Source organism: Mycolicibacterium chengduense, from assembly GCF_033741155.1.
Taxonomy (GTDB): Bacteria; Actinomycetota; Actinomycetes; order Mycobacteriales; family Mycobacteriaceae; genus Mycobacterium.
Genome location: NZ_JAWQNH010000006.1, coordinates 89,385 through 104,655 on the forward strand (window position 1 = coordinate 89,385; position 15,271 = coordinate 104,655).

16 protein-coding genes and 1 pseudogene are annotated in these 15,271 nt (G+C 67.8%); 14 read left to right on the top strand and 3 right to left on the bottom strand.

The features are described 5' to 3' along the window. Positions 1-27: 27 nt before the first annotated feature. The 7 genes and pseudogenes from map (at position 28) to SBI67_RS22365 (ending at position 4,444) form a co-directional block, all read left to right on the top strand. Complete coding sequence (gene map, locus SBI67_RS22335) at positions 28-885, top strand: type I methionyl aminopeptidase (protein WP_318982669.1); 858 nt, start codon at positions 28-30, stop codon at positions 883-885. Then, a complete protein-coding gene (locus SBI67_RS22340; RefSeq protein WP_318982670.1) occupies positions 882-2,372 on the top strand; it encodes a cobyric acid synthase in 1,491 nt (496 codons plus the stop codon). The genes map and SBI67_RS22340 overlap by 4 nt, the downstream gene beginning before the upstream one ends. Positions 2,373-2,431: 59 nt before the next feature. Then, positions 2,432-2,533, top strand: a pseudogene (locus tag SBI67_RS22345) (protein UsfY); the annotation flags it as partial. Between the two features lie 77 nt (positions 2,534-2,610). Beyond that, on the top strand, positions 2,611-2,952 hold the full coding sequence (locus SBI67_RS22350; protein WP_318982671.1) for a DUF3140 domain-containing protein: 342 nt from the start codon (positions 2,611-2,613) through the stop codon (positions 2,950-2,952). Between the two features lie 16 nt (positions 2,953-2,968). After that, the gene (locus SBI67_RS22355; protein ID WP_318982672.1) at positions 2,969-3,130 is read left to right on the top strand and encodes a hypothetical protein; all 162 of its coding nucleotides are present in this window, start codon (positions 2,969-2,971) and stop codon (positions 3,128-3,130) included. 28 nt (positions 3,131-3,158) lie between these two features. Beyond that, positions 3,159-3,818 (top strand): hypothetical protein, encoded by a 660-nt coding sequence (locus SBI67_RS22360; RefSeq protein ID WP_318982673.1) that lies wholly within the window; start codon positions 3,159-3,161, stop codon positions 3,816-3,818. A 62-nt stretch (positions 3,819-3,880) separates the two neighbouring features. Beyond that, complete coding sequence (locus SBI67_RS22365; protein WP_318982674.1) at positions 3,881-4,444, top strand: alpha/beta fold hydrolase; 564 nt, start codon at positions 3,881-3,883, stop codon at positions 4,442-4,444. A gap of 72 nt (positions 4,445-4,516) precedes the next feature. On the opposite strand, the gene SBI67_RS22370 is transcribed toward SBI67_RS22365, so the two are convergent. Beyond that, on the bottom strand, positions 4,517-6,085 hold the full coding sequence (locus SBI67_RS22370) for an amino acid permease (RefSeq protein ID WP_318982675.1): 1,569 nt from the start codon (positions 6,083-6,085) through the stop codon (positions 4,517-4,519). Positions 6,086-6,269: 184 nt separating this feature from the next. On the opposite strand from SBI67_RS22370, the gene SBI67_RS22375 reads away from it, so the two are divergent. From SBI67_RS22375 to nicT, 7 genes are all read left to right on the top strand, one after another. Next, a complete protein-coding gene (locus tag SBI67_RS22375; protein WP_318982676.1) occupies positions 6,270-7,619 on the top strand; it encodes a glutamine synthetase family protein in 1,350 nt (449 codons plus the stop codon). Beyond that, entirely contained in the window at positions 7,606-8,364 is a 759-nt protein-coding gene (locus SBI67_RS22380; RefSeq protein WP_318982677.1) for a gamma-glutamyl-gamma-aminobutyrate hydrolase family protein, read from the top strand. The genes SBI67_RS22375 and SBI67_RS22380 overlap by 14 nt, the downstream gene beginning before the upstream one ends. Then, positions 8,361-9,725 (top strand): aldehyde dehydrogenase family protein, encoded by a 1,365-nt coding sequence (locus tag SBI67_RS22385; RefSeq protein WP_318982678.1) that lies wholly within the window; start codon positions 8,361-8,363, stop codon positions 9,723-9,725. Before SBI67_RS22380 ends, SBI67_RS22385 begins: the two co-directional genes overlap by 4 nt. Further along, on the top strand, positions 9,726-10,499 hold the full coding sequence (locus tag SBI67_RS22390) for a 3-oxoacyl-ACP reductase (protein ID WP_318982679.1): 774 nt from the start codon (positions 9,726-9,728) through the stop codon (positions 10,497-10,499). It abuts the gene before it with no gap. A gap of 18 nt (positions 10,500-10,517) precedes the next feature. Then, on the top strand, positions 10,518-11,276 hold the full coding sequence (locus SBI67_RS22395; protein ID WP_318982680.1) for a FadR/GntR family transcriptional regulator: 759 nt from the start codon (positions 10,518-10,520) through the stop codon (positions 11,274-11,276). 64 nt (positions 11,277-11,340) lie between these two features. After that, a complete protein-coding gene (locus SBI67_RS22400; protein WP_318982681.1) occupies positions 11,341-11,637 on the top strand; it encodes an ArsR/SmtB family transcription factor in 297 nt (98 codons plus the stop codon). Between the two features lie 48 nt (positions 11,638-11,685). Further along, entirely contained in the window at positions 11,686-12,756 is a 1,071-nt protein-coding gene (gene nicT / locus SBI67_RS22405; protein ID WP_318982682.1) for a Nickel transporter NicT, read from the top strand. Here the strand turns inward: nicT and mtr are convergent. Beyond that, entirely contained in the window at positions 12,753-14,141 is a 1,389-nt protein-coding gene (gene mtr, locus SBI67_RS22410) for a mycothione reductase (protein ID WP_318982683.1), read from the bottom strand. The genes nicT and mtr overlap by 4 nt on opposite strands. A gap of 9 nt (positions 14,142-14,150) precedes the next feature. Further along, positions 14,151-15,116 carry an alpha/beta hydrolase gene (locus SBI67_RS22415; RefSeq protein ID WP_318983024.1) on the bottom strand — a complete coding sequence of 322 codons (966 nt, stop codon included), beginning with the start codon at positions 15,114-15,116 and terminating at the stop codon, positions 14,151-14,153. Positions 15,117-15,271 lie beyond the last annotated feature (155 nt).

The window sequence follows — 15,271 nt, forward strand, 5'->3', positions numbered from 1 at the left end:
CGGAGGTGCACCATTACGCTGGGGGACATGCCTGTGCGTGCGCCCCTTCGGTCCGGTGAGTTGTCCCCGACCCTGCCGGTGCCCAAGTCCATTCCCCGTCCCGAGTACGCCTGGAAACCGACGGCGGTCGAGGGCCACGAGCCGTGGGTGCAGACCCCCGAGGTGATCGAGAAGATGCGGGTGGCGGGCCGCATCGCCGCCGGCGCGCTGGCCGAGGCCGGTAAGGCGGTCGCACCCGGCGTGACCACCGACCACCTGGACCGCGTGGCGCACGAGTACATGATCGACCACGGTGCCTATCCGTCCACGCTGGGCTACAAGGGCTTCCCGAAATCCTGCTGCACCTCGCTGAACGAGGTGATCTGCCACGGCATCCCGGATTCCACCGTGATCGAGGACGGTGACATCGTCAACATCGACGTCACCGCGTACATCGACGGTGTGCACGGTGACACCAACGCCACCTTCCTGGCCGGGGACGTGTCCGAGGAACACCGGTTGCTGGTGGAGCGCACCCGCGAGGCGACCATGCGGGCCATCAAGGCGGTCAAGCCCGGCCGGCAGCTCTCGGTGGTCGGGCGGGTCATCGAGTCTTATGCGAATCGCTTCGGGTACAACGTTGTTCGCGATTTCACCGGCCACGGTATCGGCACCACATTCCACAACGGGCTGGTGGTGCTGCACTATGACCAGCCGGCCGTCGACACCGTGCTGGAACCCGGGATGACGTTCACCATCGAGCCGATGATCAACCTGGGCTCGCTGGACTACGAGATCTGGGACGACGGCTGGACGGTCGCCACCAAGGATCGCAAGTGGACCGCGCAGTTCGAGCACACGCTGGTGGTCACCGCGGACGGCGCCGACATCCTGACCCTGGCGTGACCGGCGGCGCCCTGCTGGTCGCCGGTACCACCTCCGACGCCGGCAAGTCCATGGTCGTCGCGGGGCTGTGCCGATTGTTGGCCCGCAAGGGAATCCGGGTGGCGCCGTTCAAGGCGCAGAACATGAGCAACAACTCGGCGGTCACCGCCGAGGGTGGGGAGATCGGCCGCGCGCAAGCCATGCAGGCCCGCGCCGCGGGCCTGGCGCCCAGCGTCCGGTTCAACCCGATCCTGCTCAAACCCGGCAGCGACCGCACATCCCAGTTGGTGGTGCGCGGCCAGGTCGCCGGGACCATGGCTGCCGGTGACTATTTCAGCAGGCGCACCGAGCTGGCCGCCGTCGTCGCCGACGAATTGGCCTCGCTGCGAAACGAATTCGACGCGGTGATCTGCGAGGGCGCCGGGTCGCCTGCCGAGATCAACCTGCGCGCCACCGACCTGGCCAACATGGGTCTGGCGCGCGCCGCCGGTCTGGCCGTGCTGCTGGTCGGCGATATCGACCGCGGTGGCCTGCTGGCGCACCTGTTCGGCACCGTCGCGGTGCTCGAGCCCGAGGATCAAAAACTCATCAGCGGATACCTGGTCAACAAGTTCCGCGGCGACCCGGCCCTGCTGGCCCCGGGGCTGGACCAACTGCGGGACCGGACCGGCCGGCCGACCTACGGCGTCATTCCCCACCTCGACTCGCTGTGGCTGGACACCGAGGACTCGCTGTCGGTGACCCCTGGTGCCACCCTCGGTGACCCGGTGGCGCCGCTCGGGCGGCAGTGGCTGCGGGTGGCGGCGGTGCGGCTGCCCCGCATCTCGAACTCGACCGATGTGGAGGCCCTGGCCTGTGAACCCGGCGTGCTGGTGCGCTGGGTCGCCGAACCGGCGGATATCGCCGATGCCGACGTGGTGGTGCTGCCCGGCAGCAAGGCCACCGTCTCGGATCTGGCCTGGTTGCGGGACCGGGGCCTGGCCGAGGCGGTGCTGACGCATGCGCGGGCCGGGCGCCCGGTGCTGGGGGTGTGCGGCGGGTTCCAGATGCTGTGCCGGCGTATCGACGATCCGGTGGAGTCGCGGGCCGGGGCGGTGGACGGTCTGGGTCTGCTGGACGCCGATATCGTCTTCGAGCCGCAGAAAACCTTGCGGCACTGGGAGACCCCGCTGCACGGTTACGAGATCCACCACGGTCAGGTCCGTCGCTCCGGTGCGCAGGACTGGCTCGGCATCGGCATCCGCGACGGTGCGGTGTTCGGTACGCACTGGCACGGGGTGCTGGACAACGACGATGTTCGCCGGGCCTGGCTCGCCGAGGTGGCGCAGGCCGCCGGCTGCACCGGCTTCGTGGTGGCCGCCGACACCGATGTGCGGGCCCGTCGCGACGCGCAGCTGGAAGTGATGGCTGATGCGCTGGCCGCGCATGCCGACCTCGACGCGGTGCTCGGGCTGCTGGACGGTCCGCCGCGGCGCCCGGTCATCTCCTCGACCACTGGCCCCGCCTGACCCGTTCCGGGCGTTTGGGCCGCACGGCACCGGGTAGCTCAGGAGGGGAAGGAGTCGCCATGCGGTCGCCTGAGGACGCGTTGGATCATGCGCGCACGACGCGCCCCCATGCGGGTGAGTCCATGAAGGACGCCGAGAATTTCCCGGCGCTGGTGGTACTCCATCGAGCACCGTCGGGTGCGCCGAATGGAGGATGCGCGCGCCGACTCCAGTAGCTGAACCCGAGGGAGGTGGTGCTGTGCACCGGAACACCGAAGTCGACGCGGGGTTGTGGGAGGAATTCCACCGCGTCGTGAACATGTCGTCACGCGAGCTGTCGGATTGGTTGCGAACGGTGGCCTCCGGCGAGCCCGCCGAGCGGTTTCCCGATGAGGCCGCCCCCGCCTATGGGCGCCGGGTGCTCGCGGTGCTGCAGAAGCGCCGATCCGATCTGACCGACGCCGACGCGCAGACCATGCGCCAGGTGGTCGACGTGGTGCATGCCGAGCGCGGAGTCGAGATGGAACCGACTGCAGGACAACAAGAATGGCGCCGATCGTTGATGACTATCGGTCACGACCCGCTCAAACCGGTCGAGTGAACAGGAGGTTGGCGACATGCAGCGCGAGAGCTCGAAACACGGTGCCCGCCAAGACGACGAGCTGAAAGACGAACTGCGCGGCACGCTACAGGGCAACCGCTCCAGCCGCGCTGAGGAATGGCGCGACCCCGAACCCCTTGCGGACGACGATCCCGAGGTGGCCAAGCGCCGCACCTGACCCGCCGCCTGTGCCGTAACCTGGGGCGATGACGGCCCGGCTGGTGGCGGCGGCGTTGACCGCCCTGGTGGTCGGCGGCTGTGGCGAGGTGGTGACGGGGACCGCGACCTGGCCGGGTGCCCGGCTGCGCAACGTCCTGCTGACCGCATCGGATTTTCCGGCCGGTGTCCGTTACGACCGACTCGTCGAGCAGCCGGGCGGGCCCGACGGCGCCGGTGGACCGCCTTCCATGTTGTCCACCCCGGAGGGCTGCAGTGACGGTTTCACGCGGGTGATCGCCGCCTCCGCCGAACGCGGCGCGGGTAGTGCCGCCAAGTACAGCGTCAGCTATGACGGCGCGCGCATCGTCGTGACCGTGCTGAGCTGGCAACTGGATCTGGACGGCATCACCGCGACCGCGCAACGGTGCGCGCGGTATGAGACGTTTTTCGACCGGTCGATGCCCGGTATCCCGATGACCACCACCCGGTTGGACACCGACCGCCCCGGCGCGCTGGTCTACGAACAGACGATGCAGCTCGGCGTGGAGCGCAGCAGTGTCTACTCGTCGTTCGAAAACGTCGACGGGATGGCTGTTTTCGCGGTCGCCTTCCCGACACCGGACCCCGCCGTGCCGGTCCGGGCCACCCTGCCGCAAACCTTCATCGATGTCGTCGGCAACCAGGCGAACCGTCTCGCGCGGCGCTGACAGCGAAGTTGCAGACGGCCAAAACGGCCATGCCCGTCCGGCTGATGTCCTAGCGTGACCCAATGCCTTCGACCATGGTGACCGTCGACGGGTTGCCCGTCGCCGTCGAGGTGGCCGGTCCGGACAAGGGCGGCGTGGTGGTGCTGCTGGGCGCCGCGGCTCCCGGTGCCCGGGCCTACGACGCCGTGTGCCAGCGGCTGCACAACGCATCGCTGCGAACCATCGTCATCTACCCCGGTCCGCAATTGACGGCCGACGCGGTGGTGGGCGTGCTCGACGCGCTCGGGGTGCGGTGGGGTCTGCTGGTCGGGGACCGTCTCGGCGGTGAACTGGCCTGGCGGCTGGCGGCGACCCGGCTCGACCGGTTCATCGGCCTGGTGGCGATCGACCGAGGCCACCCACGGGTGGCCGACCAGGCCGGGGTCATCCCCGACGAGACCTGCCCGCCGGTGGAGATGAACACCACCGTGCTGGTGAGCAACCCCGCCGCGCGCGCGGTGGGGGTCGCCAGCCAGCGCTACGTCTACGGTGAGTTCCGCTTGGTGGAGTTGCTCGGCCGGCGCAATGCCGGTGAGTCCACCGCACAGGTCGCCACCGAAATCGTCATGCGCACCAGTACGTGGTAGCTCAGCGACGGGGTGTGTTCAGGCGAGCGAAGCGACGGGGTGTGTTCAGGCGAGCGAAGCGACGGGGTGTGTTCAGGCGTCCGTCAACTCCCCACCGGTGATGTCCACCTGCTTCACCGGACCGGTGAACCAATGCTTCACGGACACATGCCAGTAGATGTACAGCAGCACGAGCACGGTGCCGACCAGGATCGGCGTGTAGTTGACGAACTTCCACTCGAAGCTCGCATCCCATGGCGCGCCGCCGATCGAGGTGGGGAACATGGCGATGATCGACGTGATGATGATCTCGGCGAGGGCCACCGGCGCCATCCACTTGTGATGTCCACGCAGGTTCCATTTGCCCAGCGGGAACGAATCACCGGCCTTCCAGCGGTAATAGATCGGCACCGCGAAGCACAGGTACAGCCCGACGACGCCGATCGAGACCACGGCGAAGAAGGCGACCGGCACCGGGGCGCCGTTGATGTCCACCTTGACCAGTGCGGGCAGCGTCAGCAGGGCGGCGATCGCCGCGGTCACGATGACCGCGTTGGCGGGCACCTTGTTGGCGTTGACCTTGGACCACAGCTGATGCCCGGGGACCGCGCGGTCCCGACTGAACGCGAACAGCATCCGCGATGCGCTGGTCTGGCACGCGGTGGTGCAGAACAACTGGCCCGCCGTCGAGATGAACAGCACGATGCCGACCCACTTCGAGTCCATGGCCTGGGTGAAGATGGTGGCCACCGCGCCACCGCCGGCGGTCACCCCGTCGACATCCTGGACCGCGAACAGGAACGTCAGCAGCAGGATCCAGCCGCCGATCGCGGAATAGAAGATGGACCGCCAAATGCCTTTGGCCGCACCGTCGGCCGCGCTCTTGGTTTCCTCGGACAGGTGCGCCGACGCGTCGTAACCGGTGATCGTGTACTGGGTCAGGATCGCCGACATGGGCAGCACGAAGAACAGGAACGCCAGGCCCGAGGTCGAACCGCCGAAGAAGCCGGTGTTGTTGACGGTGGTGGCGAACACCGTGGAGAAGCTGGCGTGTCGCGCGGGGATCGCCCACAGGATGACGATCACCGCCGCCGCCCCGAAGACGTGCCACCACACCGAGATGTTGTTGATGACCGCCAGCAGGTGCGATGAGAAGATGTTGATCACCGCGACCACCACGAGGATGGCCAGGAACATGATGAACACCCTGTTCAGGCTGTAGCCGGCCGCCCAGCTCTCGCTGAAGGTACTCAACGTGAGGTCCAGGAAGGTGGCGCTGCCGTAGGCCACCGACGCCAGGATGGCGATCAGGCCGATCAGGTTCAGCCAACCGGTGTAGAAACCGGCCTTGGGGCCGCCGAGCTTGGCTGCCCACCAATAGATTCCACCGGAGGTCGGGAATGCCGAGACCAGCTCGGACATGCAGAGCCCGATGATCAGGATGAAGACCGCGATGATCGGCCAGCCCCAGGCGATGGCAGCGGGGCCGCCGTTGTTCCAGCCCAGGCCGAACGAGGTGAAACACCCGGCCAGGATGGAGATGATGGAGAACGAGATGGCGAAGTTGGAGAAACTCGACCAGGACCGGTGCAGTTCCTGGGTGTAGCCGAGGCTGGCGAGATGCCGTTCGTCCTCGTCCAGCAGTTCGTGGCCTTCTGGCACAGCAGTCTCCTTGTCGACGGCCCCCCGGATCTAGGGGGAGAATAGGCCCCTATTGGTCTGCTGTCCTACCTTTGAGGTGACGGTTGTGTAAATGTGTAGGTGAATGACCGTCGAAGACAACGCGCCTGCGGTAGTCACAGGGCGGTAATGGTTGACTTCTCGTCGTAGAGAGGGAGCGTTCTGCATGCTGACGCAGTTCGAGCTGGAGCGTCTCGTCGCCGACGGGGACGTGGACACCGTCATCGTTGCGTTCACCGATATGCAGGGCCGGCTCACCGGCAAACGGGTGTCCGCGCGGCTGTTCGTCGAGGAGGTCGCCGCCCACGGCGCCGAATGTTGCAACTACCTGCTGGCCGTGGACGTCGATATGAACACCGTCGACGGCTACGCGATCTCCAGTTGGGCGACCGGCTACGGCGATATGGTGATGACCCCGGATTTCGGCACCCTGCGGCTGTTGCCGTGGCTGCCCGGAACCGCGTTGGTGATGGCCGACCTGTCCTGGACGGACGGTCGTCCCGTGCTCCAGGCGCCGCGCAGCATCCTGCGCCGGCAGCTCGACCGGCTGGCCGAGCGCGGACTGGCCGCGTTCGTCGGGACCGAACTGGAATTCATGGTGTTCGAGGACACCTACCGCGCGGCCTGGGCCGCCGACTATCGCGGTCTGACGCCGGCCACCGACTACAACGTCGATTATGCGATGCTGGCCTCTACCCGCATGGAGCCGCTGCTGCGCGATATCCGCCGCGGGATGGAGGGCGCCGGCATGTACTGCGAGGGCGTCAAGGGCGAATGCAACCTCGGCCAGCAAGAGATCGCCTTCCGCTATGACGACGCGCTGGTGACCTGCGACAACCACACCATCTACAAGAACGGTGCCAAGGAGATCGCCGACCAGCACGGTAAATCGCTGACCTTCATGGCGAAATACGATGAGCGGGAAGGTAATAGCTGTCATATCCACGTCTCTTTCCGTGGCACCGACGGCGCCGCCGTCTTTTCCGACGACGCCGACCCGCAGGGCATGTCGGCGATGTTCCGCAGCTTCGTGGCCGGCCAGCTGGCGACACTGCGTGAGTTGACGCTGTTCTATGCTCCGAATATCAACTCCTACAAGCGCTTTGCCGATGGCAGCTTCGCCCCGACGGCAGTGGCGTGGGGAATGGACAATCGCACCTGCGCCCTTCGGGTGGTAGGGCACGGGCAGGGGATGAGGATGGAATGCCGGGCCCCCGGCGGAGACGTGAACCAGTACCTGGCGGTCGCGGCATTGATTGCCGCCGGCCTGCACGGCATCGACGAAGGCCTCGAACTGGAAGCGGCATGCACCGGCAACGCCTACACAAGTGGCGCCCAGCGCCTGCCCACCACCCTGGCCGAAGCGGCCGACCTGTTCGCGGGATCGACGGTGGCCCGCTCGGCGTTCGGTGCCGACGTCGTCGAGCACTATCTCAACAACGCTCGTGTGGAACTGGCGGCGTTCAACGGGGCCGTCACGGATTGGGAAAGGAGAAGGGGCTTTGAGCGCCTCTGACCAGAACCCCGGGTCACCGCGGCCGGTCATCGGACTCACCACCTACCTGCAGCAGGCGCAGACCGGGGTGTGGGATGTGCAAGCCAGCTTCCTGCCCGCCATCTACATCGAAGGTGTCAATCTCGGTGGCGGCACCGCGGTGCTGCTGCCGCCACAACTGATCGATGCCATGGTTGCCGGGCGGGTGCTCGACGGCCTCGACGGCCTCATCGTCACGGGCGGCCGCGACGTCAACCCGGAAAGCTATGGGCAGCAACGGCATCCGGCTACCGATGAGCCGGCCGGGTACCGCGATGCCTGGGAATTCGAGCTGATCGGTGAGGCGCTGCGCCGCGGCATGCCGGTACTCGGGATCTGCCGCGGAGCCCAGGTGCTCAACGTGGCGCTCGGCGGCACCCTGCATCAGCACCTGCCCGACGTGCTGGGCCACACCCGTCATCAGCAGGGCAACGCGGTGTTCACCACCTCCCACGTGCAGACCGTTCCGGGCACCCGGCTGGCCGCACTGATCGGGGAAACCTCGGATGCCCAGTGCTATCACCACCAGGCCATCGACCGGCTCGGCGACGGGCTGATCATCAGCGCCCAGGACACCACCGACGGGGTGATCGAGGGCGTGGAACTGCCAGGCGATCAGTTCGTGGTGGCGGTGCAATGGCATCCCGAGGAGCGGCTGGACGATCTGCGGTTGTTCGCCGGCCTGGTGCAGGCGGCGGCCGAGTATGCGACGGAAAGGGTTTCATGAGCACCTGCGAGGTCATCAACCCGGCCACCGAGGAGGTGTTGCGCACCGTCGACCTGCTCGACGTGGCGGCGGTCGACGATGCGGTGGCGGCCGCGGTGGTCGCGCAACGGAAGTGGGCGCGGCTGGCGCCCGCCGACCGGGCGGGCGCACTGCGCGCCTTCGCCGCCGCCGTCGATGCCCACCTCGCGGAGCTGGCGGCGCTGGAAGTGGCCAACTCCGGGCATCCGATCGGCCAGGCCGAGTGGGAGGCCGGGCACGTCCGCGATGTGCTCACCTATTACTCGGCCAGCCCGGAACGTTTGTCCGGCAAGCAGATTCCGGTGGCCGGTGGTCTCGACGTCACCTTCCACGAGCCGCTCGGGGTGGTCGGGGTGATCACCCCGTGGAATTTTCCGATGACCATCGCGGCCTGGGGGTTCGCCCCGGCGCTGGCCGCCGGTAACGCGGTGCTGCTCAAGCCCGCCGAGTGGACACCGCTGACCTCCATCCGGCTGGGCCAGCTGGCCCTCGAATCGGGCTTGCCCGAGGGACTTTTCCAAGTGCTGCCGGGAGCGGGTCCGGTGGTGGGGGAGCGTTTCGTCACCCATCCCGACGTGCGCAAGGTGGTGTTCACCGGCTCGACCCGGGTCGGCACCCGGGTGATGGCCGGCGCCGCCGCACAGGTCAAGCGCGTCACCCTGGAGCTGGGCGGCAAGAGTGCCAACATCGTCTTCGACGACTGCGATCTGGAGCGCGCCGCGGCCACCGCCCCCTACGGGGTGTTCGACAACGCCGGTCAGGACTGCTGTGCCCGCAGCCGGATCCTGGTGCAGCGCAGCGTGTATGACCGGTTCATGGAGCTGCTGGAACCCGCGGTCAAGGGCGTGGTGGTGGGTGACCCGAGCGCCCGCGGCACCGAGATGGGACCGCTGGTGTCCAAGAAGCACTGGGAGTCGGTGGCGGCCTACGTCCCCGACGACGCACCGGTGGCCTTCCGCGGCTCGGCGCCGGACGGACCCGGCTACTGGTTCGCGCCGACCGTGCTGACGCCGACCCGTGCCGACCGCACCGTCACCGAGGAAATCTTCGGGCCGGTCGTCACGGTGCTGCCGTTCGAGGACGAAGCCGATGCCATCGCCATGGCCAACGCCACCTCCTACGGGTTGTCGGGATCCATCTGGACCGACAACGTGTCACGCGCCCTTCGGGTTTCGCGCGCCGTCGAGGCCGGGAACCTCAGCGTCAACTCGCACTCGTCGGTGCGCTACACCACCCCGTTCGGCGGATTCAAGCAGTCCGGGCTGGGCCGTGAGCTGGGCCCGGATGCGCCTTTGTCATTCACCGAAACCAAGAACGTGTTCATCGCAATCGAGGAGAGCTAGATGGATCTGACCCAGCGGCTGAAGGACAAGGTGGCCGTCATCACCGGGGGTGCCAGCGGGATCGGGCTGGCGACGGCCAAGCGGATGCAGGCCGAAGGCGCCATCGTCGTCATCGGCGATGTCGACCCGGTGACCGGGCAGGCCGTCGCCGACGAGCTCAATGTGACCTTCGTCCAGGTCGACGTGTCGGACCAGGACGCGGTGGACCACTTGTTCGATACCGCCGTGCAGGTGCACGGCGGACTGGACATCGCGTTCAACAACGCCGGGATCAGCCCGCCCGAGGACGACCTGATCGAGAACACCGAGCTGCCGGCCTGGCAGAAGGTGCAGGACATCAACCTCAAGAGTGTGTACCTGTGCTGCCGGGCCGCCCTGCGGCACATGGTGCCCGCGCAGCGGGGCTCGATCATCAACACCGCGTCGTTCGTCGCGGTGATGGGGTCGGCCACCAGCCAGATCTCCTACACCGCGTCCAAGGGCGGGGTGCTGGCCATGTCGCGGGAACTGGGCGTGCAGTTCGCCCGCCAGGGCATCCGGGTGAACGCGCTGTGCCCCGGCCCGGTGAACACCCCGTTGCTGCAGGAACTGTTCGCCAAGGATCCCGAGCGGGCGGCGCGGCGCCTGGTGCACGTGCCGGTGGGGCGGTTCGCCGAGCCCGAGGAGCTGGCCGCCGCGGTCGCGTTCCTGGCCAGTGACGACGCATCGTTCATCACCGGCTCGACCTTCCTGGTCGACGGCGGTATCAGCGGCCACTACGTCACGCCGCTGTGAGTCGGTAGGTTCGCCACGATGTCCCAGCCCGAACGGTCGTCCGAGCCGCTGCCTGCAGGTGAGCGCCCCGCCGCGGAGGCGGCGGCATCGTCGCTGTTGCGCCCGGTGCGGCTCGGCAACGCCTTCGAGGACACCGTCGGTCGGCTGTTGGAGACCATCCGGCTCGGTGTGCTGGAGCCCGGGGCGTCGCTACCGCCGGAACGGGAGCTGGCCGCCCGGCTCGGGGTCAGCCGCGACACCGTCCGGGAAGCCATCAGGTCGCTGGCCGACGCCGGGTATCTGGTGTCCAAGCGGGGCCGCTACGGCGGCACCTTCCTGGCCACCGAGATGCCTGCGCTGCCGGTCAGTGCCGACGGTCTGACCCGCGAGGAGATCGACGACGCCGTGCGGCTGCGCGAGATCCTGGAGGTGGGGGCGGCCCGGATGGCGGCCGCGCGCACGCTGACCGCGGTGCAGCGGGAGGGATTGTGGTCGCGGCTGGGCGACGTGCGTGACGCCGATCCCGACGACTACCGACGGTTGGATTCCCGGCTGCACCTGGCGATCGCCGAGGCCGCCGGGTCGCCGTCGCTGGTGCCGCTGGTGGCCCAGAACAGGATGCGGATCAACGCGCTGCTGGACCAGATTCCGCTGTTGTCCCGCAACATCGCCCATTCCGACGAACAGCACGAGGCCATCGTGATGGCGATCCTGGCCGGCGACACCGAGGGTGCGGGGGCGGCGATGGCGGCCCACGTCGCGGGCTCGGCGGCGCTCCTGCACGGCTTCCTCGACTAGGGACTTGTGCAGGTTCGGTCACGGTGAGCGTTACCAAACGTGCACACATCACTACGATCGGGGCGTGGCCGGACCTGCAGACCCCGATGTCGACACCGACGGGTGGGCGCGGCGCTTCGATCTGCTGTCCGATCCGCACCGGCTGCAGATCCTGCTGGCGCTGCACCGGGCTCCCGGCATCTGCGTCGGTGATCTGGCCGGTGTGCTGGGACGCTCGGAAAACACCGTGTCCCAGGCCCTTCGTGTACTGCGTGACCAGGGCTGGGTGTCCAGCACGCGGGCGGGGCGCATGGTGTCCTACCGGCTCGACGACGACGTCGTGCACGACCTGCTGCACTGGATCGGCGCCAGGCACAACTGATCATCTGTTCAGGTAGACAGATGTCGCGCCGAGTCCTACGCTGCGGTGATGCCATCGCGATTCGACCGGGCCGACTGGATCTCCATCGCCGGCATCGCCAGCGTGGTCGCGGCACTGCATGTATTCGGTTGGGCCGTGCTGGTTTTCGGTGTCGCGCCGCAACACATCACGTTGGGGTCGGCCGGCGTGTTCGGCGTCGGGCTCGGGGTGACGGCTTATCTGTTGGGCGCCCGGCACGCCTTCGACGCCGACCACATCGCCGTCATCGACAACACCACCCGCAAGCTGGTGGGTGAGGGCACCCGGTCACTGTCGGCCGGGTTCTGGTTCTCGCTCGGGCATTCCAGCGTGGTGTTCGGGCTCGCGCTGCTCCTGGCCTTGGGCGTGCGGGCCGTGGCCGGCCCGGTGCAGGACGACGGTTCGCCGATGCTGGCCACGCTGGGACTCATCGGTTCGGTGGTCGCCGGCACGTTCCTGCTGCTGATCGGCTTGACCAATCTGTTCGCCGCGGTGGGCATCGCCAAGGTGTTCCGGGCCATGCGCCGCGGTGAGTTCGACGAGCGGGAACTGGAGCGTCATCTGCAGAATCGGGGACTTCTCGCCCGGTTGGTGGGTCGGGTCATGCACCGGGTGGACAAGCCGTGGCATCTGTATCCGGTCGGCTTCCTGATGGGCCTGGGTTTCGACACCGCCACGCAGGTGGCGCTGCTGGTGCTGGCGGCCGGTACGGCGGCCTTCACCTTGCCCTGGTACGCGGTGCTGGTGCTGCCGGTGCTGTTCGCCGCCGGGATGAGCCTGTTCGACAGCCTGGACGGGATCTTCATGGCCCGCGCCTACGGTTGGGCCTTCCTCAAGCCGATCCGCAAGGTCTACTACAACCTGACCGTCACCGTGCTGTCCGTGCTCGTCGCGTTGGCCATCGGCGTCATCGTGCTCACCGGGCTGCTGGTGGATCGACTGGGCATCACGTCCGGGCCGCTCATGGTGATCGGTTCGGCGGACCTGGAATTCGTCGGCTTCTCGATCGTCGGCATGTTCGTGCTCACCTGGATCATCGCGATCGGGGTGTGGCGGTTCGGCCGGATCGAGGAGCGCTGGGACGCCACGCCGGCGGCTTAGAGCAGCCCCAGCAGTGCGTTCTCGATCACCTCGGGAAGCGCGGGGTGAATCCAATATTGGTGGGTGGCAACCGCTTTGGCGGGCTGGCCGAAGCTCATCGCCTGGATCAGGGGCTGGATGATGGATGACGCCTGGTAGCCGAGGATATGCGCGCCGAGGATCCGGCCGGTGGCGCGCTCGGCGATCACCTTGGCAATTCCGGTGGTGTCCTCCATCGCCCAGCCGTAAGCGGTGTCGCCGTATGCCTGCACCTTGACCACGATGTCGTGGCCGGCCTCGCGGGCCTGCGCCTCGGTGAGCCCGACCATCGCCATCTGCGGGTCGGTGAACACCGCCGAGGGCACGAAGCGGTGATCGCTGGCCACCATGGCTGCGGTGTCGTCCCAGTCCAGCAGCAGGTTGTGCCGCACCACCCGCATTTCGTGGTTGGCCACGTGCTTGAGCTGGAATTCCGAGGACACGTCGCCGAGAGCGTAGACGCCGCGGGCGGTCGTGCGCTGGTATTCGTCGACGGCCACCATGCCATCGCGGACGGTGACGCCCGCGAGTTCGGCGTCCAGCAGATCCCCGTTGGGCACCCGGCCGGTGGCCACCAGCAGCACGTCGGTGTCGAGTTCGGAGCCGTCGTCGAGCTCGAGCACGGTGCGCCCGTCGTCGGTGCGGGACCCGATGACGTTGACGTGGGTGCGCAGATCCCATTTCGCTGCGGCCAGTTCGGTGAAGCGGTGACAGATCGTCTCATCGCAGTGCGTCAGCATGCCCGGTCCGCGCACCACCACCGTCACCCGGACGCCGAGTGCGGAGAACACGTGCGCGAACTCCGCGGCCACGAACCCACCGCCCACGATCACCATGTGCTCGGGCAGCTCCTCGATCCGCATGATGGTGTCGCTGGTGTGGTAGGCCACCCCGCAGTCGCGGATCGCCGGTGGCACGGTGGCCCGCGACCCGGCGGCTATCACCACCTGATCGGAGCTGAACTCGTCGCCGGCCTCGGTGCGCAACAGATAGCGACCGTGCTGTACCCCGGTGAACCGAATGTGGCTGGCGTAGACGTCGATATTGGGCAGGCTGCGCTTGTATGCCGCGCCGGAGGCCGCGATCGGATCGATCCGGCCGAAGACCCGTTTCACGATATCGGGCCACCGCACCCCGTCGATGTGCGCGTCGATGCCGAACCGCGCGGAATCGCGGATGGTGTGGGCCACCTCGGCGGCGTAGACGAACATCTTGGTCGGGATGCAGCCCACGTTGAGGCAGGTGCCGCCGAAGGTGCCCTGCTCGGCGATGGCGATCCGCAGCTGGCCGTAGCGGGCGTCGAAGCCGGTATCCGGGATGCTGTTGCCCGAGCCGGTGCCGATGATGGTCAGGTCGTAATGCTGCACGCGTCAGGCCTATCCGGATTGTGTTGCGGTGGAGTGATGTCGGTGGTCGAGCTCGGTGAGATGCCAGGTGAGCCAGGTATCGAGTTCGCGGTATGCGTCCGCGCGCGGACCGGCCAGCGACAAGAACACGTCGTGCTTGGCGTCGGTGATCGGCACGATGGTGCCGCGGTTGCCGACGCAGCCGGCCCACCGCGCGATCTGCGCGACGTCGAGCACGGCGTCACCACGCTGGATGGCATCAGGATCCTTGGATTCCGGGACGCTGTGCCCCGACCGCAGGATGAGTGACGGCACCCCGACATCCAAGCCGCGGTGCAGCCGGGCCTGCGCGCGCCGGATCGCGTTGATCCAGCCGACGGTCACCGGGAAGCCACCGACCGGTTTCCACTGCAGGTTGTAGTCGAACTCCCCGGCATAATCCCGGTGCAAGGTGGTGCCGTAGCCGCCCTGGCCGGTCGGGCGGCGAATCACCTGCGTGGTGCGCCACCGGGCCAGCGCGCGCAACGCCACCGATGTCGGCGCGCTGCGCAGGATCGACGGCCCGTGCAGATCGAACCAGGGGCTGTTGAGTACCAGCCCGGTGATCCGACCGGTGGTGCGGTGGCGGCGTAGTCGATCCAGCCACAGCGTCACGACCAGCCCGCCGGCCGAGTGCCCGTAGATCAGCACCTGGTCGGCGCCGACATGCTCCAGGGCGGTCTCCAGTGCGACGTCGTAGCGAGCCAGGTCGGTGGTGAAGTGCGGGGTTTGTCCTTCCCGCCAAGAGCGCCCGCATTTGGGCAGGTCGACCGCGTACACGGCATAACCGCGGGCCGCGAAGCGGTCGGCCAGTTCGGTGTGGAAGAAGTAGTCGGTGAACCCGTGCACCAGCACCACGGCGCGGGCCTGCTCGCCGGCCCGCTCAGGGTCCGGTTCGCGCCGAACCAGGGTGGCCACCAGATCGCCCTCACCATCCGGATCGGGCCCCAGCGGCATGGTCAATTGCCGATAGCCGGACAGCACGTCGGGTTCCCATTGCACCTGAGCATGGCCCTGCGCTGCCGTCACGAGTTCACCCTAGCGGCGTGGTGACCGAAAGCACCCGGCACGGCCCGTTACCCGGCGGATGCGTCGCGATAACCTGAGGACCA

Bases quoted from the DNA above. Each gene is read 5' to 3' on its own strand.
- SBI67_RS22390 (WP_318982679.1), top strand. From the start codon at position 9,726: ATGGATCTGACCCAGCGGCTGAAGGACAAGGTGGCCGTCATCACCGGG.
- SBI67_RS22360 (WP_318982673.1), top strand. From the start codon at position 3,159: ATGACGGCCCGGCTGGTGGCGGCGGCGTTGACCGCCCTGGTGGTCGGC.
- SBI67_RS22365 (WP_318982674.1), top strand. From the start codon at position 3,881: ATGCCTTCGACCATGGTGACCGTCGACGGGTTGCCCGTCGCCGTCGAG.
- nicT (WP_318982682.1), top strand. From the start codon at position 11,686: ATGCCATCGCGATTCGACCGGGCCGACTGGATCTCCATCGCCGGCATC.
- SBI67_RS22415 (WP_318983024.1), bottom strand. From the start codon at position 15,116: ATGCCGCTGGGGCCCGATCCGGATGGTGAGGGCGATCTGGTGGCCACC.
- SBI67_RS22375 (WP_318982676.1), top strand. From the start codon at position 6,270: ATGCTGACGCAGTTCGAGCTGGAGCGTCTCGTCGCCGACGGGGACGTG.
- SBI67_RS22395 (WP_318982680.1), top strand. From the start codon at position 10,518: ATGTCCCAGCCCGAACGGTCGTCCGAGCCGCTGCCTGCAGGTGAGCGC.
- SBI67_RS22355 (WP_318982672.1), top strand. From the start codon at position 2,969: ATGCAGCGCGAGAGCTCGAAACACGGTGCCCGCCAAGACGACGAGCTG.
- SBI67_RS22385 (WP_318982678.1), top strand. From the start codon at position 8,361: ATGAGCACCTGCGAGGTCATCAACCCGGCCACCGAGGAGGTGTTGCGC.
- map (WP_318982669.1), top strand. From the start codon at position 28: ATGCCTGTGCGTGCGCCCCTTCGGTCCGGTGAGTTGTCCCCGACCCTG.